Annotated in this window: 22 protein-coding genes, 1 tRNA gene and 1 pseudogene; 13 read left to right on the forward strand and 11 right to left on the reverse strand. The window is 59.9% G+C overall.

Going from position 1 to position 22,060, the window contains the following annotated elements:
• Positions 1–249: 249 nt before the first annotated feature.
• Together O3S81_RS00940 and O3S81_RS00945 are read left to right on the forward strand one after the other, a co-directional pair.
• A pseudogene (locus O3S81_RS00940) lies at positions 250–573 on the forward strand (DUF2325 domain-containing protein); the annotation flags it as partial.
• The gene (locus O3S81_RS00945; protein WP_269340341.1) at positions 554–838 is read left to right on the forward strand and encodes a hypothetical protein; all 285 of its coding nucleotides are present in this window, start codon (positions 554–556) and stop codon (positions 836–838) included. The pseudogene O3S81_RS00940 and the gene O3S81_RS00945, both read left to right, overlap by 20 nt.
• Before the next feature lie 7 nt (positions 839–845).
• Here the strand turns inward: O3S81_RS00945 and O3S81_RS00950 are convergent, their stop codons facing one another.
• The 3 genes from O3S81_RS00950 to uppO form a co-directional block, all read right to left on the reverse strand.
• Complete coding sequence (locus tag O3S81_RS00950; protein ID WP_269340342.1) at positions 846–1,211, reverse strand: DUF423 domain-containing protein; 366 nt, start codon at positions 1,209–1,211, stop codon at positions 846–848.
• Entirely contained in the window at positions 1,208–1,609 is a 402-nt protein-coding gene (locus O3S81_RS00955; RefSeq protein WP_269340343.1) for a globin domain-containing protein, read from the reverse strand. The genes O3S81_RS00950 and O3S81_RS00955 overlap by 4 nt, the downstream gene beginning before the upstream one ends.
• Before the next feature lie 149 nt (positions 1,610–1,758).
• Entirely contained in the window at positions 1,759–3,180 is a 1,422-nt protein-coding gene (gene uppO, locus O3S81_RS00960; RefSeq protein WP_269340344.1) for a polysaccharide biosynthesis phosphomannomutase UppO, read from the reverse strand.
• Positions 3,181–3,437: 257 nt separating this feature from the next.
• Here uppO and uppM point away from each other — a divergent pair, with 257 nt between their 5' ends.
• A complete protein-coding gene (gene uppM, locus O3S81_RS00965; RefSeq protein WP_269340345.1) occupies positions 3,438–5,066 on the forward strand; it encodes a polysaccharide biosynthesis protein UppM in 1,629 nt (542 codons plus the stop codon).
• Between the two features lie 19 nt (positions 5,067–5,085).
• Here the strand turns inward: uppM and O3S81_RS00970 are convergent, their stop codons facing one another.
• Positions 5,086–5,295, reverse strand: a complete 210-nt coding sequence (locus O3S81_RS00970) for a hypothetical protein (RefSeq protein WP_003509414.1) — start codon at positions 5,293–5,295, stop codon at positions 5,086–5,088.
• A gap of 252 nt (positions 5,296–5,547) precedes the next feature.
• Here O3S81_RS00970 and uppL point away from each other — a divergent pair, with 252 nt between their 5' ends.
• On the forward strand, positions 5,548–6,348 hold the full coding sequence (gene uppL, locus O3S81_RS00975) for a polysaccharide biosynthesis UDP-hexose transferase UppL (protein WP_269341373.1): 801 nt from the start codon (positions 5,548–5,550) through the stop codon (positions 6,346–6,348).
• Positions 6,349–6,521: 173 nt separating this feature from the next.
• On the forward strand, positions 6,522–6,770 hold the full coding sequence (locus tag O3S81_RS00980) for a hypothetical protein (RefSeq protein ID WP_269340347.1): 249 nt from the start codon (positions 6,522–6,524) through the stop codon (positions 6,768–6,770).
• Positions 6,771–6,795: 25 nt separating this feature from the next.
• Here the strand turns inward: O3S81_RS00980 and uppJ are convergent, their stop codons facing one another.
• Both uppJ and uppH read right to left on the reverse strand, forming a co-directional pair.
• The gene (gene uppJ, locus O3S81_RS00985; RefSeq protein ID WP_269340348.1) at positions 6,796–7,740 is read right to left on the reverse strand and encodes a polysaccharide biosynthesis UDP-hexose transferase UppJ; all 945 of its coding nucleotides are present in this window, start codon (positions 7,738–7,740) and stop codon (positions 6,796–6,798) included.
• Positions 7,741–7,748: 8 nt separating this feature from the next.
• Positions 7,749–8,660, reverse strand: coding sequence for a polysaccharide biosynthesis endo-1,4-beta-xylanase UppH (uppH, locus tag O3S81_RS00990; RefSeq protein WP_269340350.1), 912 nt, complete (start codon positions 8,658–8,660; stop codon positions 7,749–7,751).
• Positions 8,661–8,872: 212 nt separating this feature from the next.
• Here uppH and uppI point away from each other — a divergent pair, with 212 nt between their 5' ends.
• Positions 8,873–9,940, forward strand: a complete 1,068-nt coding sequence (gene uppI / locus O3S81_RS00995; RefSeq protein WP_269340352.1) for a polysaccharide biosynthesis UDP-hexose transferase UppI — start codon at positions 8,873–8,875, stop codon at positions 9,938–9,940.
• Between the two features lie 2 nt (positions 9,941–9,942).
• Positions 9,943–11,022 carry a polysaccharide biosynthesis glycosyltransferase UppG gene (uppG, locus tag O3S81_RS01000; protein ID WP_269341374.1) on the forward strand — a complete coding sequence of 360 codons (1,080 nt, stop codon included), beginning with the start codon at positions 9,943–9,945 and terminating at the stop codon, positions 11,020–11,022.
• A gap of 34 nt (positions 11,023–11,056) precedes the next feature.
• Here the strand turns inward: uppG and O3S81_RS01005 are convergent, their stop codons facing one another.
• Complete coding sequence (locus O3S81_RS01005; RefSeq protein WP_269340354.1) at positions 11,057–12,127, reverse strand: GNAT family N-acetyltransferase; 1,071 nt, start codon at positions 12,125–12,127, stop codon at positions 11,057–11,059.
• Between the two features lie 698 nt (positions 12,128–12,825).
• Between O3S81_RS01005 and O3S81_RS01010 the strand changes: the two genes are divergently transcribed.
• The 3 genes from O3S81_RS01010 (at position 12,826) to O3S81_RS01020 (ending at position 16,961) form a co-directional block, all read left to right on the forward strand.
• Positions 12,826–13,398, forward strand: a complete 573-nt coding sequence (locus O3S81_RS01010) for an NADPH-dependent FMN reductase (protein WP_269340356.1) — start codon at positions 12,826–12,828, stop codon at positions 13,396–13,398.
• 2 nt (positions 13,399–13,400) lie between these two features.
• Positions 13,401–14,603 carry an MFS transporter gene (locus O3S81_RS01015; protein WP_269340358.1) on the forward strand — a complete coding sequence of 401 codons (1,203 nt, stop codon included), beginning with the start codon at positions 13,401–13,403 and terminating at the stop codon, positions 14,601–14,603.
• Positions 14,604–15,011: 408 nt separating this feature from the next.
• On the forward strand, positions 15,012–16,961 hold the full coding sequence (locus tag O3S81_RS01020; RefSeq protein ID WP_269340359.1) for a methyl-accepting chemotaxis protein: 1,950 nt from the start codon (positions 15,012–15,014) through the stop codon (positions 16,959–16,961).
• A 163-nt stretch (positions 16,962–17,124) separates the two neighbouring features.
• Here O3S81_RS01020 and O3S81_RS01025 read toward each other — a convergent pair whose 3' ends face one another.
• Both O3S81_RS01025 and gcvA read right to left on the reverse strand, forming a co-directional pair.
• The gene (locus O3S81_RS01025; RefSeq protein WP_269340361.1) at positions 17,125–17,454 is read right to left on the reverse strand and encodes a hypothetical protein; all 330 of its coding nucleotides are present in this window, start codon (positions 17,452–17,454) and stop codon (positions 17,125–17,127) included.
• A 248-nt stretch (positions 17,455–17,702) separates the two neighbouring features.
• Positions 17,703–18,647 carry a transcriptional regulator GcvA gene (gcvA, locus tag O3S81_RS01030; protein WP_331284156.1) on the reverse strand — a complete coding sequence of 315 codons (945 nt, stop codon included), beginning with the start codon at positions 18,645–18,647 and terminating at the stop codon, positions 17,703–17,705.
• 81 nt (positions 18,648–18,728) lie between these two features.
• Between gcvA and O3S81_RS01035 the strand changes: the two genes are divergently transcribed.
• On the forward strand, positions 18,729–19,640 hold the full coding sequence (locus O3S81_RS01035) for a DMT family transporter (RefSeq protein ID WP_331284157.1): 912 nt from the start codon (positions 18,729–18,731) through the stop codon (positions 19,638–19,640).
• Between the two features lie 243 nt (positions 19,641–19,883).
• Here the strand turns inward: O3S81_RS01035 and O3S81_RS01040 are convergent.
• Positions 19,884–19,960, reverse strand: a tRNA-Arg gene (locus O3S81_RS01040).
• A 520-nt stretch (positions 19,961–20,480) separates the two neighbouring features.
• Between O3S81_RS01040 and O3S81_RS01045 the strand changes: the two genes are divergently transcribed.
• Complete coding sequence (locus O3S81_RS01045) at positions 20,481–20,987, forward strand: MarR family winged helix-turn-helix transcriptional regulator (RefSeq protein WP_269340363.1); 507 nt, start codon at positions 20,481–20,483, stop codon at positions 20,985–20,987.
• Between the two features lie 260 nt (positions 20,988–21,247).
• On the forward strand, positions 21,248–21,511 hold the full coding sequence (locus tag O3S81_RS01050) for a hypothetical protein (RefSeq protein ID WP_269340365.1): 264 nt from the start codon (positions 21,248–21,250) through the stop codon (positions 21,509–21,511).
• 55 nt (positions 21,512–21,566) lie between these two features.
• Here the strand turns inward: O3S81_RS01050 and O3S81_RS01055 are convergent, their stop codons facing one another.
• Positions 21,567–22,043, reverse strand: coding sequence for a hypothetical protein (locus tag O3S81_RS01055; protein WP_269340367.1), 477 nt, complete (start codon positions 22,041–22,043; stop codon positions 21,567–21,569).
• Positions 22,044–22,060 lie beyond the last annotated feature (17 nt).

Genomic DNA, 22,060 nt, shown 5'->3' on the forward strand with positions numbered 1-22,060 from the left:
AAGCGTTCTCACGAATGGGTGATTGATTCTTTCTGCAGAAACATGAGGAAAATTATCACCTTTATACTTTACTCCAAAACTCATCTTTATTATGGTGCCGGCATCCCGCTTATCGGGGCATTGAAAAATCAACCGGCAGGTGAGGGAATGGCACGCAAGGAAAAGAAGAAGGCCGAACGCGGCGGCAAGCAGGGCAAGGGCGCGCCACAAACTGAAAAGGACGTGGCCGAACAGCAGCTTTCCGGGCCGAAAAGCTTTCTTTATGTCGGTGGCCGTGACTGCCAGGTTGCCCATCTTCGCCAGATCGCCAGCAATTTCGGCGCCGAGCTTATCCATCACGATGGTGGCCTGCGTGAGGCCGTCTCCCGCATCGATACCGTTCTTCCCTCCGTCGACTGCGTTTTCTGCCCGATCGACTGTATCAGCCACGATGCGTGTCTGCGGGTGAAGTCGGGTTGCAAGAAATTCGGCAAGGCATTCATTCCGCTGCGCAATGGCAGCAAATCCAGTCTGGAGCGGGCGCTGCAGACGATGAATGAACGGACCTCGAACGATGAGCGACGAGCGCAATAATTTTAAGGGTGAAGAGCCGGCGGCCGAGGCCTGCTGCGTCGAACTACACAAGATGGCCGGGCAGGCGGCCGATCCGGCCCTGACGGAACTCTATGAAATCGTCGGTGAACGCGAAAGGCGCAACCGTGCCGCCAGGATCGGCGGCAATGTCGTGACCTTTCCTTACCTGCGTACCCGCCAGCCGGGCGAAACGCCGCCCTTCGAACTTGGCGAGGCGGCGGAAAGAGGGCGCAACATCCTGCCTTTTGGGTGGATTCGCCGTTAAGGCCGGATCAGCCCTTCGGCTTCAAAAACGCTCCGGCGCAGAGCACCAGCCATCCGCCAATCATGCCGAGACCGCCCGTGGGCGCGGCGAAGGGGAACAGGCTGTGGCCGGAAAAATGCCGCGTGACCAGATCGCCGACAAACACCGCCGTACCGAGGCCGAGGATCAGGCCCGCCGGAATGGCGGTCCTGATGCGGTCCGCGCCGATATGGAGTGCCACCAGCACCGGCGCATGCGCCAGCGCCATGGCCGAGGCATTACCGAGCATATAGGTCTCACCCGTATGCGTGGCGGCGGCGGCCAGCATCACGCCCGCAGCTCCCAGCAGGCCGCCCAGCAGCAGAATGAAGGCGCGCAGTCTCTCGTGGGTCATGGATTATCCGCCTCCTGGTTCTGCATGTGAAAGGCCAGGCGTTCCACCGGTGCCCAGATGATCTCACGCAGCTTCGCATTCTCGATGGTCTCGTCCATGGCGCGGCGGAAGCACAGCAGCCATTCGTCGCGCTCGGCGGGGCCGATGGGGGCAACGAAATGGCGCCGCCGCAGCATCGGATGGCCGTGTTTTTCGACATAGACGGGCGGTCCGCCAAGATATCCCGTCAGATAGTCGTAGAACTTCGCCTCGCTGCCGGAAAGATCGGCCGGGTGGATGGCACGGCAACGCGCCGCTTCCGGCAGCGTGTCCATCAGCTCATAAAAGCGCCGGGTGAGCGCCCTGACGGTCGCGTCGCCGCCGATCGCTTCATAAAGGGTAATGGTCTCGCCGCTCATCGTCCGCCTCCTTGGACCCTGCGGCCCTTATCGCTCTCGGAGGCGGGAAGAGCAACAGGGCAATGGCGGGGTGCGACATTGTGCTTCGAAGTTCTTTGTCGCCTTTCCGATGGTGGTTGAAAGCCAGCTTGCTTTCCGGAGGCACGACGTCATCCTTGGGCGAAATTCCGGATAAGCTCGAGCCCCTTATTGAGCAGCGCTTCGGCCTCATCCTGATTGGCGGCCTCGACGTAGCAGCGCATTTCCGGGGCGTTGCCGGAAGGGCGGAAATGGATGGTGCTGCCGTCGGTCAGTGCCACGCGCAGGCCATCGATGTCGCTCGTCGCCTTGACCGTGCCGACCTGGGCGAGGAAGTCTTCGAGATTGCCGCGGGAGGCGCGAAGATGCGCCATCAGGGCGGCGCTCTTTTCCTGGGCGAAATTCTCCAGACGGTCGGCGGCGGCGACCGGCAGGTTATAGGCAGCGGCGATCTGCGACAGCGGCTTTTTCCGTTCGGCCGAAAGCAGCAGTACGGCGAGAACCGGCAGGAAGCTGTCTCGCGTTGGCAGCGGTAAGAGCGGCCTGCCGTTGAGCGTGAAGGCGGAGGCCGTCAGTAGGCCGCCATTGGCCTCGAAACCCATGACGCCGTTCTTTCCTTCGGCGAGTGCCCCTGCCATGCCGGCAATGACGAAGGGTGAGCCGACCCTGGTGCGAATGACCTCGAATGTGCCATTGGCCTCGATGCCGGAATTGGAGGTGACGGGGGTGACAACCACGCCGGCATCCAGAAAATTGGCCGTGATCAGGCCGATCAGATCGCCGCGCAGCGGCACGCCGTTTTCATCGGCAAGCAATGGGCGGTCGCCGTCGCCATCAGCGGAAACGACGGCGTCGAGGCCGTGTTCCGGCGACCATTTTTTGAGAAGGGCCAGCGTTTCCGGCGAGACGGCCTCGGTATCGACCGGGATGAAGGTCTCGGAGCGGCCGAGCGGCACGACCTCTGCGCCATAATGGGCGAGGACGTCGACGAAGAGATCGCGCGCCACCGTGCTGTGCTGATAGACGCCGATCCTGAGGCCGGAAAGCGCTTGTTCCGGCAGCAGCGCAACGTTGCGTTCGTAAAAGAGTTCGGCGGTGATGGCGGAATGGTCTTCGGCCGTCGCCGTCTCGGCGTCCATGCCTTCCTCCTCGATTTCGGCGGCAAGGGCCGCAATCGCGGTCTCGTCCTGCTTGTCGATTTCGCCATCCGGGCGGTAGAACTTGATGCCGTTGCGGTCGGCCGGGATATGCGAGCCGGTGATCATCAGCGCGCCCGCCTTCAGCGACAGGCCGTAAAGCGCCAGGGCAGGTGTCGGCACGGTGCCGCAGTCGAGCGGGGTGAGGCCGGCTTTTTTCAGAGCGGCGATGCAGGTGGCTGAAACATCCGGGCTCGAATCGCGAAAATCGCGGCCGATGAGAATGGGATCACCCATTTTTGCCTGACCCGATGTGAGAAGGTGCCTTGCAAATGCCGTGGCATAAACGGCGGAGGCTTGTCCCTTCAGATCGACGGAGAGGCCGCGAAGGCCGCTTGTTCCGAATTTCAGGCTCATACCAAACTCCGTTTCCATAAATCTTTTGAGGTGCAAATCGATAATGTGAAAATATAACGGTTGAAAGAACTGTATCGATCCATTCAAGTCAATCTGTCCTTTCAAGGCGGCCGCGAATAGGCGATGATGACGGAAATGATGCGGGTAACCTAAAATTCACCCGTCATATTTAAACTTGTCCGTCGATAGCGGCTCTGGCGACGATGGAAATCCTATGTTGCCGGCCTTTTTGTGGTTCGTTCGAGTTGGATTGGCTGATGTACAGGCTTCAAAAGGCGGGACATAAGCAGGCACGTCCGCTCGATGAAAAAACCGCGCCCGCCGTGAAAACCCATGGCTCGCTGCTGGATGATCTGGCGGATGAGGACGAGGTTTTCGAGCGCACGGTGCTGAAGGAACATCTTGAGCCGAAGCCCGCTGTGGCCGCTGCCGAGCCGGCCCCGGCCGAAAGGCCGCTGAAGGCGGCCCCGGCGGGTGGCGGTCTGGCGTCTGCGCTGCCCGGCCTTCAATATATCGACAGGATCGGTGTGGACGATGTGCTCTCCTGGCTTCGCAGGGGCATCGTCTGGATTGTGCTGGCGATCGTTCTCTGTGTCGCCGCCGCGCTTACCTATGCCTATATGACGCCGCCGCGCTACAAGGCCTATACGGATATCGTCGTTAATCCCTCCAACCTCAATGTCGTCAATGACGGGGTGTTTTCACCCAACCAGCAGCGCGACACGCAGATCCTCGAGGTGGAAAGCAAGCTGCGCACCATCACCTCGCGCAACGTGCTGGCGCGGGTGGTGGACGAGCTGAAGCTCGATCAGGATCCTGAATTCATCAGCCCACCGCCGCTTGCCCGGCTAAAGGCAATGTTTTCCTCGAAGCCGGATGATGGCGACAACCGCGTCGGCGCGCTCCGTTCGCTTGGCGACCGGGTGGCGGCCGAACGTGATCCGCGCTCCTTCGTGGTGACGCTTTCAGTCTGGACCAATGATGCCGAAAAATCGGTGACGGTCTCCAAGGCCATCGTGAAGGCCTTCGAAAGTGAGCTGTTCCAGACAAATTCCGACAGCAGCCAGCGCGTCGTCGACGATCTCAAGAAGCGGCTCGAGGAAATGCGTGAGAATGTGACCGCCGCCGAAAAGCGTGTGGCCGATTTCCGCCGCGAGAACGGTCTGCAGGAAAATAACGGCCAGCTCGTCAGCAACCTCGCCTCCGGCGAGCTGAATGCGCAGGTGCTGGCGGCGCAGCAGCGGGTCATTCAGGAGGAATCGCGCCTGAAGCAGATGGATGCGGCGATTGCCCAGAACCGCACGCAGAGCGACGCCATCTTCGACAGCCAGACGATGAACACCATCCGCGCCCAATACAGCACCTTGCAGCAGCAGATCGGCGCGATGACACTGACTTATGGCGCGCGCCATCCGCGTCTTGCGACAGCAGGCGCGGAGCGGGCAATGCTGGAACGCGGCATGGCGGACGAGGCGCGGCGTATTCTGCAGGCGGCCAAGATCAATGTCGCGGAGGCGCGTTCGTCACTCGATGCGCTGCGGCTGAAGGCCGTGGCGGAGCGCGCCAATGTCTTTACCGACAATGAGGCGCAGGTGCGCCTGCGCGATCTGGAGCGCGACGCCCGCTCGGCGGCGGCGATCTACGAGACCTACCTGACACGCTCGCGCCAGCTTGCCGAACAGCAATCGATCGATTCCACCAATGTGCGGGTGATTTCGCAGCCGGTCGCGCCCAATTCCAGAAGCTGGCCGCCGGGCAAGCTAACCTTCCTGATCGCCGGCGGCATGGGCGGTCTGTTGCTTGGTCTCGGCATCGCCGTGGCGCTCGGTCTCTGGGGATATCTGCGCCGGGACGATCATGCGGAGGCCGCAGCGCGTTACGCCTGAGAGCGGCCGTCCGCCGAGCCTATTCTTCTGAAATCAGGCCGTCATAAACCTCGAGCAGGGCGGCGGCGATGGCGGCGCCCAGCGCATTGCCGGCATCGCGAATGCCGGCTTCGTCGCCGTCGCGGACCGAAATGGCGAGATCGGAGGCTTCGTTGGCGACGATTTCCTTTGCCCGTTCTATCGCCCAGAGGCCGAAATCGCCGCGATTGTCGATCGAGATTGTTTCCATGGCCGGGACCTTTTCCGTGATTTGCTGTCGCCCCTTAGCCCATCGGCTGGCAAACCGGAATAGGCGGGGAAGGGAATGGGGAGACGCGCAACCTTCAGGCGCGCGAATTACCTGCCTCAAGCTGCGGATTTATAAAAATATTAATAATAGTTCTTCGTAGTGTTTGAAGCCTTGTACCCTAATCCTATGCGTGACCATAACAATGAAACGATGCCTATCTTGGACGCCGGACAGATCATGACAGGGAGAGAGATGCCGGATGCGGAGGGGCCGGGTCAGGCTTGGCCGATCGTTCCGCTTGCGGCTTTACCCATCGCCGACGTGACCATCGATGAGACGGCGCAGGATTTCATCCGGCGTGCGACGAAGGCGCGTGCGGCCGGTGCAAGGCCGTTTTATTCGACATCGGCGAACGGTCAGGTCATCGCGCTCTGCCATCACGACAAGGAATTCGACGCCATGCTGCGGCAGGCGGACCAGATTCACGCCGACGGCATGTCCATGGTGATTTTTTCGCGCAAATTCTGCAAGAGGGCGCTGAGGGAGCGGGTCGCGACGACCGATCTCGTTCACGCGGTGGCGAAAAGGGCCGAAGAAACGGGCAGCCGGTTTTATTTTCTCGGCGGTTCCGAAGAGGTGAATCGCGCGGCGGTCGAGGAAATGCAGAGGCTCTATCCGCGTCTCGTATTTTCGGGCCGGCATAACGGTTATTTCAGCCAGGGCCGCGGGGAGGAGATCCTTGCCGATATCGTCGCATCCAAAACGGACATTCTCTGGGTCGGCTTCGGTATTCCGCTGGAGCAGCGTTTCGTCTCGCGCAGTCTGGACGGGCTTTCCGGCATCGCGGTCATCAAGACCTGCGGCGGCCTTTTCGATTTCCTTGCCGGTAAGAACAGCCGGGCGCCGCAATGGATGCAGGATATGGGGCTGGAATGGCTCTATCGCGCGATGCTCGAGCCGAGGCGTCTTGGAAAACGCTACCTGCTGACCAATCCTATCGCCATATATTCACTGCTGAAGCACCGTTTCGGGGCTTCGGGACAGGGCCGGTAAGACCGCCGCGCGCCCCGCATGCGGCATATGTCCGCGCATCGCTGCTACTTGAGTTTCCCCTAACTTATTGAATGAATGCGCTTTGCCGCTGAAATTCGTTGCAACTGCGAACAACGGCGCTACACTGCGCAAATATTATAAATTTATTCGAATCCTATTTATTGGGGATACCAATGGTGATTACGTCCATTTCTCTTTTCATATATGGAATTGGCACCGTAACCTCTCTCGCCATGACCTATATCGAAGGTGCCCGCCGCGACAAGAATTGGGATTTTTACCGGGTGGCCGGCATTGTCCTTTGTTTCTTCTGGCCGGTGCTTGTGCCGCTTCTCATTCTGGCGGCGGCTTTTTCGTCGTTCGGTTTCCAGAAACGACATATGAACACGATGTCGCTCGGCCGGGAAAAGACCCTGGGCTGAAGGGATCGGCCGGGCCGGCTTGCGTTCAGGCCTTTTTCACGGGCGCCTTGTAGGGCGTGAGCGTGATGCCTAGGCTCGCCATTACGCGGCCGATGGACATGAGCGGCGGATGTGTGGCGGGCAGCAGCGCGCCGGTCCTGATGAAGGCGGAAACGGCGCGGACGAGCGAAAGGCCGAGGCTGATCGCGTTTTTGGCGGTGAGCAGCAGCCCGCCCTTCAGGCCGGGGCGGCGGGCGCGGTCGATGCTGTAATTGATAATGCCGGTGCGGAGCGAGCGCTCCATGATCCAGCGCGGCGCCATGCGGCTTTCCGGCACATATTCGATGATGAGGGCGCGCGCATTCCAGGCGAATTTGAAGCCGGCCTTGCGGCAGCGGGTGAAGAAATCCATGTCGCCGCCGCCGAGGAAGTTGAAGCGTACGTCGAATTCCGGTTTCGGCAGGGTTTGAAACACCCGCCGCGAGATCAGGCAATTGCCTGATCCATGGATCTGCTCGACAAGGCCGGTTGGCGCTTCGATGGAGCCGAATAGCGGGTGCGACAGGACCGCCTTCGGCGCCGGTGCGTCGAATTCCCGGTCGACCGGTCCGCCGACGATATCGACGCCGAAGGATTTTGCCGCCGAAACCATTTCGGCAAGCCAGACGGGGGAGGCGGCCTCATCGTCATCGATCATCAGGAACCACTCAGCCGAAGGATAGTTCTGCCGGGCGGTGCGGAAGGCCGTGTTGATGGCGTAACAATTGCCCTGCGTCGGCTCCACCAGCGCCTGACCGGGCATACCGCTTTCGGCAAAAAATGCGCGCGCGATGGCAAGGCCCTGCTGGCCTGCGCCATCATTGTCGACCACGACGACGGCGAAGGCAAAATCGACCTTCTGGGCGGCTAGCGATGCAAGCGTCTTTTGCAGGCCTTCCGGCCGGCGGAAACTTGGAATGCACACCACCGCTTCCGGCATGATCTCGGACATGGAAACTCCTAAATTCCGGCAAGCGCGGCGGCGGAAAAAACGACGGCCCTGAGGCTCTGGCGCGGGCGGTTGAGGAAGGTATCGGCAAGCGCCGAAAAGGCCTCGCGGTAGCGGCGGGCGCGGAAGGCCTGCGCCACGGTATAGGCATTCATGTGGTTCTCGGACCGGCGGCGAAGCCGCCTCAGTTCCTGCGGGGAAATGGCGGCGACGATGGCGGGATCGGAAAACACGGCTTCGATGGCCGGTTCGCAATCGCGGAAGGTCAAAAGCCTGTTCATCATCACGCTCGACCTGTGCACCCGGTAATCGAGCACATGGCAGCCGGGCAGATAGGCAAAACGGCCGGCTGCGGCGAGCCGGCACCAGCCATACCAGTCTTCCGCATAACGTAACGTCTCGTCGAAACCGCCGAAATCCTGAAAGATGCGGGTTCTGACGAGCATGATGCCGCCATTGACAATGAAGTTCCCGCCGAGCAGCGGCTGGAGAATGAAACCATCCGGCTTTTCCCGGCGGCGGATGAGGTTGCGCCGGCCGATCTTGATGCCGTTTTCATCGATGCGCTCATAATCGCCATAGACGGCGACGACATCCGGGCCGGAAATGCCGGCACAAAGCGCTGCGATGGCGCCGGGTCTCAAGCGGTCGTCGGCATCGAGAAACATCGTCCACTCGCCGCGCGCCTGTGACAGGCCGAAATTGCGCACGGCGGAAACGCCCTGCCGCCCCTGCGGCCGGGCCAGCAATTTGACACGGGGGTCGGAAAAACCTTCCACCTTCTGCGCAGTGGTATCGGTGGAGCCGTCGTCGACCACCAGCACTTCGCGGATGGTCTCGCCCTGCAGCAACACGCTTTCGATCGCTTCCACGATGTAACGCTCGCCATTGCGAACGGGAATGACAATCGAAACGGAGACCAAGCTTTTCAACTCCATGAGGGGCGGGCCAAGCATTCTCACAGTGAAGTTACTACCGCATTAAGCGAGCCTCACCAATTATGACGTGGTATAGCGTCGGTTAACCTTGCAAATCTTTAATATCCTTTTGGCATGATTGGAATGTTATGTTTTGAGAATAAGAGCGCGGTGTATCCCTTCGGATGCCGATGCGCTGGGGTTGCGGAGGCGGGTTGATGCGGATCGGGCGGCGGAATTTTCTGGGTGGTGCGGCAAGCGCTGGCCTGTTGCATGCCGTGGCCGGCCCGGCCTTTGCCGCGCAGAAGAAAGCCACGATCAAAACCGCCCCATATGGCGCGGCGGTCTACCTGCCGGACCTCAACGCCGACAGCCGTATCGGCGAGGCGGTGGTGAAATATTGTTCGCGCATCACCCCGGTCACCGAGATGAAATGGGAGGTCATGCGGCCTTCGGCGGAGGTGTTCGATTTCGCCGCTGCCGATGCGCTTGCCAACTTCGCGCGCCAGCACAAGCTTTCCATGCATGGCCATCCGCTGATCTGGTACGCCTCCAACGCGCCATGGCTTGCCAGCATCAGCGGCGCGAAGGCTGAGAAGCTGATGGAAAACCACATCGTCAAGGTGATGGAGCGTTATAAGGACGTGATCCATAGTTGGGACGTGGTCAACGAACCGATCCCCGACGTGCCTGCCAATGTGCGTGCGCGGCGCGATGCCTGGTATTATGGCGCCGGGCCCGATGCCATCAAGAGGGCTTTCGACATCGCCCATGCGGTCGATCCCAAGGCGCAGCTCGTGCTCAACGAATATGATGTGGAATTTGCCGCTGAAAAATCGCCGGCCAAACGCGCGGCCTTCCGCAACCTCATCCTCGAACTGCTCGAAAAGGGCGCGCCGATCAACGCCATCGGCCTGCAGGGGCATTTGCGTGGCGGCTGGCCGATCGCCAAGGACGAGCTTGCCGCCTTCACCACGGAAATGCGCAGTTACGGTCTTGCCATTCTGGTGACGGAGCTGGATGTGATGGACCAGACGCTGCCCACACCGGAGGCCGAGCGTGACATGCTGATCACCGGCCAGGTCCGCGAGTTTCTTGAAGCGGCTTCCGCAGGTGGTCCGCTTTCCTCCATCACCACATGGGGTATTTCGGACCAATATAGCTGGATCCGCTGGGCCTATCCGCGCCGGGACGGAACGGCCAACCGGCCGCTGCCACTCGACTGGAGTTTCAACGAAAAACCCATGATGGCCGTCATCAATGAATTCCGGAACCGTGGTGCATGACTATGAATGCTGAAATGCCGCTTCCTCCCGTGCAAAAGGCGCTGCAAATCAACCTCCATCCCTTCGATGCCCCGCATGCGGCCCTGACCCTGCCGCATCAGCTCAGGGTCTGGGGCGGGCAGGTGGACCGCATTCTCCTGACGGTCGATACCGGCCAGGTCGGGGCCGGCCGTTACAAGGGCAATGGTTTCGATTCTGCCCGTCAGCGCCTCTTCGACATGCTGGACGAAATGCAGACCAACTATCCGCATCTGCATGTGGATATCGTTGATTACAGTGATGCGGCGCGGGCTGCGGTGACGCAGGCCTTCTTTTCGCGCTCGCCGATCCCCTATCCCGCCAAGGCTTTCGACGGCGGGCCATTCCACGTCTATTTTTATGGGCTGAAACGCGCCAATGCCCGTTATGTGCTGCACATGGACAGCGACATGATGTTCGGCGGCGGCAGCCAGAACTGGTTCAGCGAGGCGATTGCGCTGCAGAAGGCCAATCCGGATGCGCTGTGCATCACGCCCTTTTCCGGGCCGCCGACGGTGCGCGGCGATCTCGATATTTCCCGTCATGTCGGCATGCCGGGCGTGAAGAATATCCCCGCGCCGCGCAAGCTGCCGTCGCGTATTCCCACCTGGCGTTTCGCCACCGTTTCCACCCGGCTTTTCATGATCGACATGGAACGTTTCGCCAAGCGGATCGGCTCGCTGGAACTGCTCAGGCCGGATGTCAAACGGCGCATCCGCTCCTATGCCTATAACCAGCAGCCGGTCTCCATGCCCGCCGAGGAAGTGCTGAGCACCAACATGATGCGCACCGGCGTTTACCGGCTCGATTTTCTCGGCACGGGCAAGGGCATGTATTCGCTGCACCCGCCCTATCGTTCGCCGGAATTTTACGCCGCGCTGGCCTCCATCGTCGAGCGCATCGAGAAGGGCGATATTCCTGAAGGCCAGCTCGGCGATTTCGATATCAACGGATCGATGGTGGACTGGACAAGCGCGCTGGCGGCCAAGACGCGCTCCAAACGCTACGCGAAGGCGCTGCGCCATCTGATTTCGGCCAATGTCGGGCGTTTCAACAAGGTTTGAGGGCGCTTCGCCTGTCCCGATGCCGGGGTGCGCCTCAATAGTCGGTGATGAGCTTGCTCCAGCTTTCCGAGCACAGCCCGCCAATATAGATATCGCCGGCCAGCGCCTTTTCCCTCAGGGCTTCATCGCGGGTGGCCATGCAGAAATATCCGTCATGGCGGAAGCTCATGTGGTTCTGGCGGTATAGCGCGTTTATCAGAAACGGCTGCGACATGCCGGTAATGTGGGCATAGTTCTCGTCATCGAAATGGCAGAACAGGGTGTTGAGGACATCGTTTTCGCGCCCGGCATCGCAGACGAGATTGAGCACATAGGCGGTTCGTCCCGGCTGGCCGAAAAACAGCGTAGCCCCCATGATGTGGCCTTCGGCATTCTCGATTGCGAGGCTCTTCAGTTCACCAAGGCTGTCATTGGTTCTGCTCATCTCGATCAGCCAGTGAAACTCCTCGTAAGACCATTCCGGGCGAATGGAAAAACGCTCGATCATCGTGAGCGCCTGGCGGCGGAAGGTTTCGAAATCCACCGTTCTTACCCTGGCGCCGGCGACTTCCTGCGGTCTCAGGCCCTTTTTCCACCGTCGCAGGATTCCATCTACAAATCCGAGCGCGGCGAGCGCGAGCGTGGTTTTGGCCAGTTTGGAACGGCGCGGCATGCGCAGTGCGATGGTGCAGAAGGGCTTGAGCGCCTTGTGCCATTGCAGGCTTTCGATCGGCAACATGTTGCCGCCGGTCGCCACCCAGTGATCGGCGCTGACGGGTGAAGCCGTGTCCGAGAACAACATGTCGTGTTTTGAGGCCCGCATGCCGCGGGACAGGCGCGCCGCGCCGAGCGCGCCGCGTTTGCCGTCCGATGCGAAGGCGCAGAGCAGCCTTGCGGTCAGCGTTTTTTCATTCGCAACGAAGCGCATGGGCACGGCGAGGATGACGCTGGTGACGTCGTTTTCCCCCGCATCATAGACAACGCTGCCGTTTTCCGGACTGAAGGCGGGACTGCCGAAAAACAGTTTTTCGATATAGGAGCGGAAATCGAAGTTCCGTTCGTGCCCGGTCTTCTTGAAAGCGCTGTTGAGCACGGCTTCGACAGCCGGGACGTCGTCCCTGCGCATGGGACGGACACCGGACACACCGATTTGAACCGGGCGTTGTGTCAAGTGACCGCTGCCGCCATCGTTCATATGGGTGTGTATCGGAACGTCCACCGTCGGCCCCCACCTTTTTGCGCATTGACAAAATCAACCATAGGCAGCGTATATTTCAATGTCTTAATATAGATATAAAACCCGCAATCCGGTTGGGTATGAAATATCCGATAAAAGATAAATATGCTTTATATCAGTGTGTTAATTGAAGGTCGCGGCATTATTTGAGGTTAACAAAATATATTTAAGTAAGCAACCGATGGATGAAATATGGGGCATTTTTTGTAGGCGTTTTTTGGGGTTTTGAAGCTTGACCTCTAAAAGCGACCGCGTTGTCCTTTGTCTCCGGGTTCCGATTTCCCGAGGAAAATCGCACAATCGCCGCGCTATTTTCCCGTGCATCATGGATAACCAAAAAAATAGGATTTGCGCGGGGTATTCGTATTGTCGAACATACGCGGCACGCGTTTCAATGCGGGTGGCTTTTCTCCCTATATCTCGCTCTCCTCACGTGCTGCTCTTCGGTTTTCTGGAAACGATATTCTTCCTCAGCACCGGTTTTGTCTGGTTCTTCTCGGGCGCTTGCAGTTTTTTTGCCCGGCACCATTGACCTCAACTATAGTTGAGGAATTATCAGGGAATGGAACACTGTTGAAGGACGTTCCATGAGCGATAAAACACTTTCCATCCGCATCATATTTGGCAGCGCCCGCAATCCGCGTTTCTGCGATGTCATCGGCAAATGGCTGCTTGGGCGGCTCGAGGCCCTGCCGGGGCTGGAGCTTGCGGTCATCGACCCGCGCGAACTCGATCTGCCGCAGGGCCACACACCTGAACGCGCTTCGGTGCGCCAGCTTCGTAAAAGTCTTGATGGCGCCGATGCATTCATCGTCGTCACCCCGGAATATAACCGCAGTTATCCCGGTGCGCTGAAGGTGCTGATCGATTCCGCCTATGACGAATGGGGCGCAAAACCGGTGGCTTTCGTGTCCTATGGCGGGATTTCGGGAGGCCTGCGGGCCACCGAGCAGCTTCGTCCGGTCTTTGCCGAACTGCATGCGGTGACGATCCGCGATGTCGTCAGCTTCGCCAATCCCTGGGACCGTCTCGATACAGCGGGGCAGTTCGATGCCGGAGCGGCGGCGGCGGGGGCGCTGGAAACGATGATGAACAAGCTCGGCTGGTGGGCGCATGCGCTCAAGCAGGCGCGGTCCGCAACGCCTTACAGGGAGGCGTGAGCATGACCGACAAATCCCCGGCGTTGAAAATCACGCTGCTGTTCGTTGCCACGCTCACCATCATGGCCGGCACCACGGTCGCGCCGTCGCTGCCGGCCATCGAGCAGACGTTCCTGTCCACACCGCATGTGGAGATCATGAGCCGCATGGTGCTGACGCTGCCTTCGGTTTTCGTGGCCCTGTGTGCGCCTCTTGCCGGCATTCTGGCGGATCGTTTTGGCCGCAAGCGACTGCTGCTCGGCGCGATCCTGCTTTACAGCCTTTCCGGCATGTCCGGTCTTTTTGCCGACACTCTGGCGGGTCTGCTCGTCGGCCGAGCCTTTCTGGGTCTGGCGATCGGCGCGATCATGACGATCGGCACGGCGCTGGTGGGCGATTATTTCGAGGGGCCGGCGCGGGAGCGCTATCTCGGCCTGCAACAGGCTTTCACCCAGATCGGCGGCGTCGTTTTTGTCGTGGCGGGTGGTTTGCTGGCGGATCTGCACTGGCGCGCGCCCTTCGCGGTCTATGCCGCCGCCCTGCTCATTCTGCCGGCCGCCCTGCTGTTCTTGACGGAGCCGGCAAGGAACGACAGCCGGAGCAAAGCCGGCGGCGAACAGGCCTTTGCGGTCAACTGGCTTCTGGTGGCTGTGCTGGCGCTGGCGGTATTTCTCGTCAACGCCCTGTTTTACACCATTCCCTCGCAATTGCCGTTTTTCCTGCGCGAGCGTGGACTGTTTTCCGGCAGCATCGCCGGATATGCCATCGGCATTTTCAACCTGGCGGGGGCGCTGGCGGCACTCAACTTCGGGCGATTGCGGGCGAGGGCCAGTGTGACGGCCATCATCGCCGCCGGGCTGGTGCTCATGGCGACGGGTTTTGCGCTGCTTGCCATGGCTGGCGGGCTTTGGTCCATGCTGTCGGCACTTGCGGTGGTAGGCCTTGGTCTCGGCTTGGTGATGCCGGGTATCATGTCCACGACCATCATGCTGGCGCCGCTGCGGTTGCGCGGACGTATCGCCGGCATCGTCACCGCTTCGATGTTTCTCGGGCATTTCATCTCGCCGCTGGCAAGCCAGCCCTGGATTGCCCGGTTCGGTTTCTCTACCGCCTATCGCGATATCGCCGTGATATTCGCCGTCATGGCGGGCGTTGCGATGATTTCCGCAGTCACGCAGCGATGGCTCGTCGTGCGAAAACGGCGGCGTTTCGCCCCGGGGGAATGACATGAACAAAACGCCATCCGCTTGCCGGCGGCCAGATGGCGAGGAAAATGCAAATGATTCTACAGTCATTTGCATTTTCAATTTTTGCGCGTGCCAGCGTGTGAGGAAATGTTAAGGTTTTTAACTATAATCATTTTATGGAACAGCAAATTGGAGCCATGAACCGGCTCAATATGCGGCCTGGCGCCTCGGCTTGCTGATGGGGTCGCCACGCCACGAAGGGAACGGCCTGTCCTTGTTTGAAGGGCAGGTGTCTTTCTTCGGCGCTTGCATGACGCAATGTGGCAGGGCCGATGAAGCGGCCGGCGAAGCCTTGATGATCGGGGTGTTCGACGTGCGATGATCAGTCTTGCCGAACACCTCCGGCACGGGGAAGGAGCGGTATTTTCATTGACCTGAGGTTTTTCCGTGTCCTTTCTTCAAAATGCCAGCATCCGCACCAAAATCCTGTCGCTTATCCTGCCGCTCTGCATCGTCGGCCTTGGCGCCACCGCTTTCATGTCCATCCATTACAAGCAGGCGGATACGGACTATTCGTTTTTTATCGCCAGCGATAATGCCGCTATCGTGGAACTGTCCCGGGCAAACCGCAACCTGCAGGCCATGGCCTACGGTGCCTATCAGGTCATGGCTTATGACACCAAGATTCCCGACTTCAAGATCGTCAAGCACGAATATGAAACAGACAAGGAAGCGCTGATATCGCGCCTGAACCAGGTCAAGATCGTTTTTCCGGAGGAAGCTGTGGCGCTGGACAGCTTGTTGAGCCAGGCCAAGGGCATTATCGCTTTGACCGACAGGGCGGTGGAACTCGGTTCGTACGACCGCAATCCGGAATCCGCTGCGGAACTGCTGAAGGCCGATACGGTGATCCGTTCGACCGGGAATGAAATCGCTGCCCTGCTCGACAAGCTTGCCAAGCGTGTGATCGAGGGAAGCGACGATCTGACGGACCAGACCAATTCGACCATTCTGACCTCCCTGGTGGTCGTCGGAGGCGCTTTCGCAATCGGCATCATCCTGGCGCTTTTTGTGGCGTCCCGCGGCATCACCACGCCGATCGCCCGCCTGCGCGAACGCATGGTGTCGCTCGCCGGCGGCGAGACGGCGGCGGAAATCGACGGCACGGGGCGCCGTGACGAAGTGGGCCAGATGGCGAAAGCCGTTCAGGTCTTCCGCGAAAATGCCATCGAGCGCATTCGCCTCGAACAGGAAACCGAGGCCAATCGCAGCCTCTCGGAAAAAGACCGCATCGAGCGCGAGCAGCAGAAGACAAGGGAAGCGGCCGATGTCAAATTCGCCGTCGACAATCTCGCAGCCGGTCTCTCGAAGCTTTCGGAAGGCGACGTTTCCTATCGCATCGGCCAGCCGTTCACGGCGACGCTCGATGCCGTCCGCAACGATTTCAACATGTCCGCCGAAAAGCTGCAGGCGGCATTGACGAGGGTTGCCCAGAATGCCGGCAGCATCGGCGCGGGCGCGGATGAGATCAAGTCTGCCGCCGACGATCTGGCCAAGCGCACCGAGCAGCAGGCCGCCGCGGTGGAGGAGACCGCCGCCGCTCTGGAGGAAATCACCACGACCGTGCGCGATTCCACCAAGCGCGCGCAGGAGGCGGGCCTGATCGTCAGCCGTGCCAAGGCCGGTGCCGAGCAATCCGGCGCCGTGGTGCGCCGTGCCGTGGTCGCCATGGAGCAGATCTCCAAATCTGCCAATGAAATCAGCAACATCATCGGCGTGATCGACGAGATCGCCTTCCAGACCAATCTTCTGGCGCTGAATGCCGGTGTGGAAGCGGCACGTGCGGGTGAGGCCGGCAAGGGTTTTGCCGTGGTGGCGCAGGAGGTGCGTGAACTGGCGCAACGCTCCGCCAATGCCGCCAAGGAGATCAAGGCACTGATCACCACCTCGAACGATCAGGTGCAGCAGGGCGTGCAGCTGGTGGGCGATACCGGCAAGGCGCTGGAGACCATCGTCTCGGAAGTGCAGGAGATCAACCGGCACGTCGTTTCCATCGTGGAGGCCGCACAGGAACAATCCTCCGGCCTGCAGCAGATCAACACGGCCGTCAACCAGATGGACCAGGACACGCAGAAAAACGCGGCCATGGTGGAAGAGACCAATGCCGCAAGCCACAGCCTCGCCAAGGAAGTGGCGTCGCTCAACCAGCTGCTCTCCCAGTTCAGGCTCGCCGATGGTGCCCAGCAGCCGAAAAGCCAGCCCGCTCCGGTCCGCAGCGCCGGCGGCAGCGACAAATATGTGGCCTCTCCCGTCCGCGCTCTCGGCCGCAAGATAGCCTCGGCCTTTTCGGGCAACGCCGCCGTCGATACATCGAAGGGCGACTGGCAGGAGTTTTAAACGACGGGCTCGCGCTCAAACACTGTCCCTGGGGGGATGAGCGCAGACGAAACCGGCGGGCATCCGCCGCCGGTTACCTGAAAGATGCCGCGCAGGGAGGTCTTGCGCGGCATGAGCGATGCCGGGGATGGCCGGACAGGCCGCGCCCTGTATGATCTGGCGTTTACCGGCCCTGGATGGCGCGGATAAAGGCCGGGCTCTTATTGGCGAAATCGGCATAGGTGATTTTTTTGCTTGCGATGGCGTTGAACAGCCGCGAGCAGAAGGTCATGGCGACATTGCTGTTCGGGCTGACATTCATGGTTTTCGCCAGGACAATTCTTGCATCGGCAGGATTGTTTCTGGTTTCTTTATAGCAGCTATTGATGACATCGCGCTTTGCGGCGGGGCTGCCGCTGATGACTTCCTGTCCGCGATTGAAGTCGGCCTCCGTCATGCAGCCTGAAAGAATGAAGACGGAAACGAACATGGCCATTTGGGCTTTGAATGTCATGAAATGAATTTTCCTGTTTATGCTGCGAAGCAGTGCGGGTGAAAAGGATATCTTGAAAATTTGACTGCGGGTTCCGTTACGCCGGGATCCGGTTGTTACAACAATATCGCCGGTCGTCAATGCGATGAAGACGCCATGGCCGAACGGGCCACCGCGCCGGGGTGGGCGGAAGGTTCATCGGCGCGTGCCTTGCGGAATTCACCGGTACCATCGTGGAATTCGAACCCGGATGCCGGATCCCTTCGGGATCAATCGGTTCTTGCGGACGGCGACTGGCGCACTTCGTCCGCTATCCACTTCCTGACGCATTTCACCTTGGGATCGTCATCGCTTCCGATGCGGTAGGCGAGGTCATAGCCCATTTCCACCTCAAGCCGGTCATCCGGGAACAGCGCGACCAGCCGCCCGGCGGTAAGGTCTTCCGAAACGAGAACGCTGCGTCCCAGGGCAACCCCTTCGCCCCGGATTGCCGCCTCGATGGACATGCTCCCGTGGCTGTAGCCGGCTCCGCGCCTGGAGGGCATCGCCAGGCCCATCATCTCGAACCACCTGTGCCAGTCCGCCGTCATTCCAACCTCATGGATAAGGCGGCAGGACATCAGGTCGCCGGGCGTCGTTATGCCGCCGGCTTCGGCAAGATATCTGGGCGCGCAGACCGGCGAAACGGTCTCGTTCATGACCCGCTCTGACGCCATGCCGGAATATCGCCCGTTTCCGTATCGCAAGACGACATCGGCCTGTGATTTCGAAAGGTCGATCTCCACGTCCGTCACCTCGAGGTGGACGTCATATTCGGGATGGCGGGCCATCAGCCGATGAAGGCGCGGGGTCAGCCACTTGCTGGCGAACGAAACGCCGGAACTGATGACCAGCCGCCCTGTCTCGCTCCTGCGGCGGATGATATTGACTTCGCGCCCCAGATCCGAAAGCAGCCGGGTCACTGCCGCGAAGAAGGCCGATCCCTCCTCGGTAAATTCGAGCCTCCTGGTAAGCCGCCGGAAAAGGGGAGTGCCGAGATGGTCTTCCAGGGCGCGGATCTGCCGGCTGATCGCCCCATGGGTGACGTGAAGCTCCTCGGCCGCGCGTGTCATGCTCAGGCGCCTGCCCACGGCTTCGAAGGCTCGCAAGTTCTGTAGTGGTGGCAATCTGTCAGTCATTTGGTCGATCATGTGTGACTTTGGATCACGCATCATGTGACGATAAATGGTTTGTCTGCAAGGGCTCATCTCGCCTACATGTGAGGAAGACGATGTATATCTCACCGAGATGCCCAGATGACAGACACACCCCAGGCTCCTGCGCTTTCCGCCCGGCAACCCGTCGATACCCGGAACCTCTCTGCAATGCTGCTGCTGGCGCTGATGTGGGGGCTTTCGATCCCGGTGACCAAGCTGGGTCTGGTGACGATGCCGCCCTTGACGCTGACTGCCTTCCGGTTTGCAGTTGCCGTTCCGATCTTGCTTGCCCTCGCGGTCGGGAAGGCCGGCCTGCCGTGGAAAGCCGTTCCGGCCGTTGCCATGCTCGGTATCATCGGCATCGGTGTAGGGCAGGTGGCGCAGACATATGGGGTAACGGGAACATCCGCTTCGGTTGGAACAATTCTCTCCGCAACGATCCCTTTATTTATCGTGCTGTTTGCAGCGATACGGCTTCGTCAGAGCGTCTCCCCGCGGCAACTCGCAGGCGTGGGCGCGGCATTCGCCGGCATCATCGTCGTGGCGAATGCCGGAGGTTCCGCCGGATCGACGACCACCTTCTACGGTCCCGCTTTCATGCTGCTTTCGGCGCTGGCCGTCGCCTTCTATTATGTCTGGAGCGTGGAGTTGACGGCCAGATACGGAACCGTCGTGGTTGTCGTATGGAGTACCACTTTCGGTTTCCTGGCATTGCTGCCTTTCGCGGGCTTCGAGGCCTACAACACGCCGTTCGAGATCACCGCGACGGCCCTTGGCGCCGCAATCTACCTCGGTGTCGTCGTTACGGTGGCCGGCCTCTTTCTGTGGCTGGACATATTGAAGCGTGTTCCGGCGCCCGTGGCGGCGAGCGTGCAATATCTGCAGCCGGTTTTCGGCATCATCGCATCATCGCTCATCTTCGGCGACAGCATGGGCACCCTCTTTGCGGTCGGCGTCGTCCTTATCCTCGGAGGGCTGGCCCTGGCCATCCGCCAACCCCGGCCGGTTTGAAATTGCGTGGCACGGTGGGATGAACGCTTCTTTGAGACGCGGGATTTCGGGCGAAAACCGCACACATTTTTCGCCATTCCACTCTGGAAACCTCAAATCCGATCAGTCATCGCATGGAAGCCGAGAGCGTAGTCACGGCCCTTCACCTCAATGCAGCCGAGCGGAAAACGTAAAGAAGCGTCGAGGAAATAACGCAGGAGAGAACTCGAGGCTGGGCTGACGACAGAGAAGTCTTGGAAAATATGGCGCACCCGACAGGATTCGAACCTGTGACCTTTGGAATCGGAATCCAACACTCTATCCAGCTGAGCTACGGGTGCAGCGGTCACGCTTGAATCGCGTGCAGCGGTTGGTTCATACCCCAGCTTTCTTTCCGCATCAATGTCTAAAAATCAAAGATTTGCGAAACCTTGCCTGTTTTCGGGCGGGTAAGGGTTGTGGCCTGTTGCAGGCGGTGGCCGCGGGCTTTTTATCGTGTCGGGGGCGATACGGTGTTTGACGTATTGCTTTTTGCCGAAATAGGCTTTCCCTTATAAGTAGTATGTTATTGCCGGTTCCGGCCGCTGTTTCGCTCCCTTTGCAAAGAGGCGGCCGCATTGTCGCAAAACCCTTTGCAACAAGGTGCAGGAAGCGGCTCTATCGCGTTAAAATTGGTGGGTAAATAGTCATACTTTTTTCGCTGATCAGGCACTGATCTGAACAGTGTGTTTGGTCTTCCGGCGATTAACTGTCAAATTATTATACAATATTAGTATCATCTACATTTATTTGGGATACAGTTTCGTGACGTTGTCGGTTATGATTTCGGCAAGGTAAGGAACGAATCAGGCGGGGGATCGGATGGCTTTGCGACTGGCACATAGCAACGGGCCGCGAACGGAAAAGGCCGAAAACGGCGGCGCCGAAGCGGCGCCTGTTGTGGCGATCGACTATGGGTTGCTGACGACGGCGATCAGCTATCACCTGCGGCACTCGCAACTTGCCGTGGCAAACGGTTTTGCCGATGTGCTGGCGGAGCGGGGATTGCGGCCGGCGGATTTTTCCGTTCTCGTCATTGTCGGCGGCAATTCAGGCCTTAAACAGAGCGATGTGGCCGAAGCGCTCGGCATACAGCGCGCCAATTTTGTCGCGATTGTCGACAGCATGGAAGAGAAGGGGCTGCTTGTCCGCCGCAGATCGGAAGAGGACCGGCGCGTCCATTTCCTCGACATGACGGATGAGGGCAGCCGGCTTCTCGAGCGTCTTTCCGATGCATGGCGTGACCGCGAGGAAAAGCTGATCGACAGGATCGGCGGCAAAAAAGCCCGCGACCAGTTGCTGGCGCTGCTTGGACGTCTGCGCGACTGATATCCCGATATCCCGCTGCGGATGCGTGATCTGCGGCCGGGCTCTCCTGAAACTCGCAGGGCGTGGCGAGGCGGCTTGGCCTTCGGCCGCAGCGGCCTTCAGTGCCTTCCCGGCGGACCTCCATGACAGCATGATGCCTTGCGGGCCGATTTGCGTTGCAATTTGCCTGCGAAACCGTCAAGACGCATAGTCTGTTCGCAGCTTGCGGCCTATGCGCTGCACCAATGCGACGGACCGGAAAGGCCAAAGTCGGGAACGCCATGCTGAATATCGATACGAGTCATCCGCTTTATCGCCCCCTGTGGGTCCGGTTGCTCATTGTCGGCCTCTGCACCGCATGGGCTGTCATCGAATTCGTCAATCGTGAGTTTTTCTGGGGCACCCTCGTCGGCGGCATCGCCGCCTATGCGGCCTATGAATTGCTGCTGAAGTTCAAGCCGGCCAGCAATGACGCTGCAGGCAAGGATGGCGTAGATGAACCTGCCGCCGAAAACCCGCCCGCTGATAAGAACGATGCGGGCTGAAGCGCCCCTTATCTTTTGTTTTATGTTCGTCCCGGCCCAGGCTGATTGCGCATATTCAGCGGAAGTGCTCCCGGGTCCGAAGCATGCGGAGCGCCTGGTCGATCAGGAGATTGGCCGCCGTCATGCGCAGCGTCGCATTGTGCCGGAATGGCGGCTGCACCCGGTCGGGATGATTGCGGCGGGCGAAGGCGCGGCGCTTTTCCGCAAGCGTTGCGGCGGTATCGCTTTCCTGGATCGCAAGCTCGGCTGAAACATCGGCAAGCGAGGTTTTTTCGAGATGGGCCGGCATCGGCTCCGGCTCGGGCTCCGCTTGAGGTTCTGGCAGTGGCGCGGGATCGGGTAAAAAGGCGAGATAGGCATCGAGATTGCCGTTCGCCGGGGGCGGGGTCTCGATATGCGTATCGAGGACGAAACCAGAGCTGAAACCGGCAATGCGGTGACCGGCGGGCGGCGGCGGTTCCGCGCCTTCCTCTTCTTTTTCCTGTTTCAGTCTTTCGACGACCGACTGGAAGACGGATTGTCCGAAGAGCATGCGGCTGTTCCCTGCGC

It is taken from the genome of Agrobacterium sp. SOY23, from assembly GCF_027212525.1.
GTDB classification, from domain to species: domain Bacteria; phylum Pseudomonadota; class Alphaproteobacteria; order Rhizobiales; family Rhizobiaceae; genus Agrobacterium; species Agrobacterium tumefaciens_I.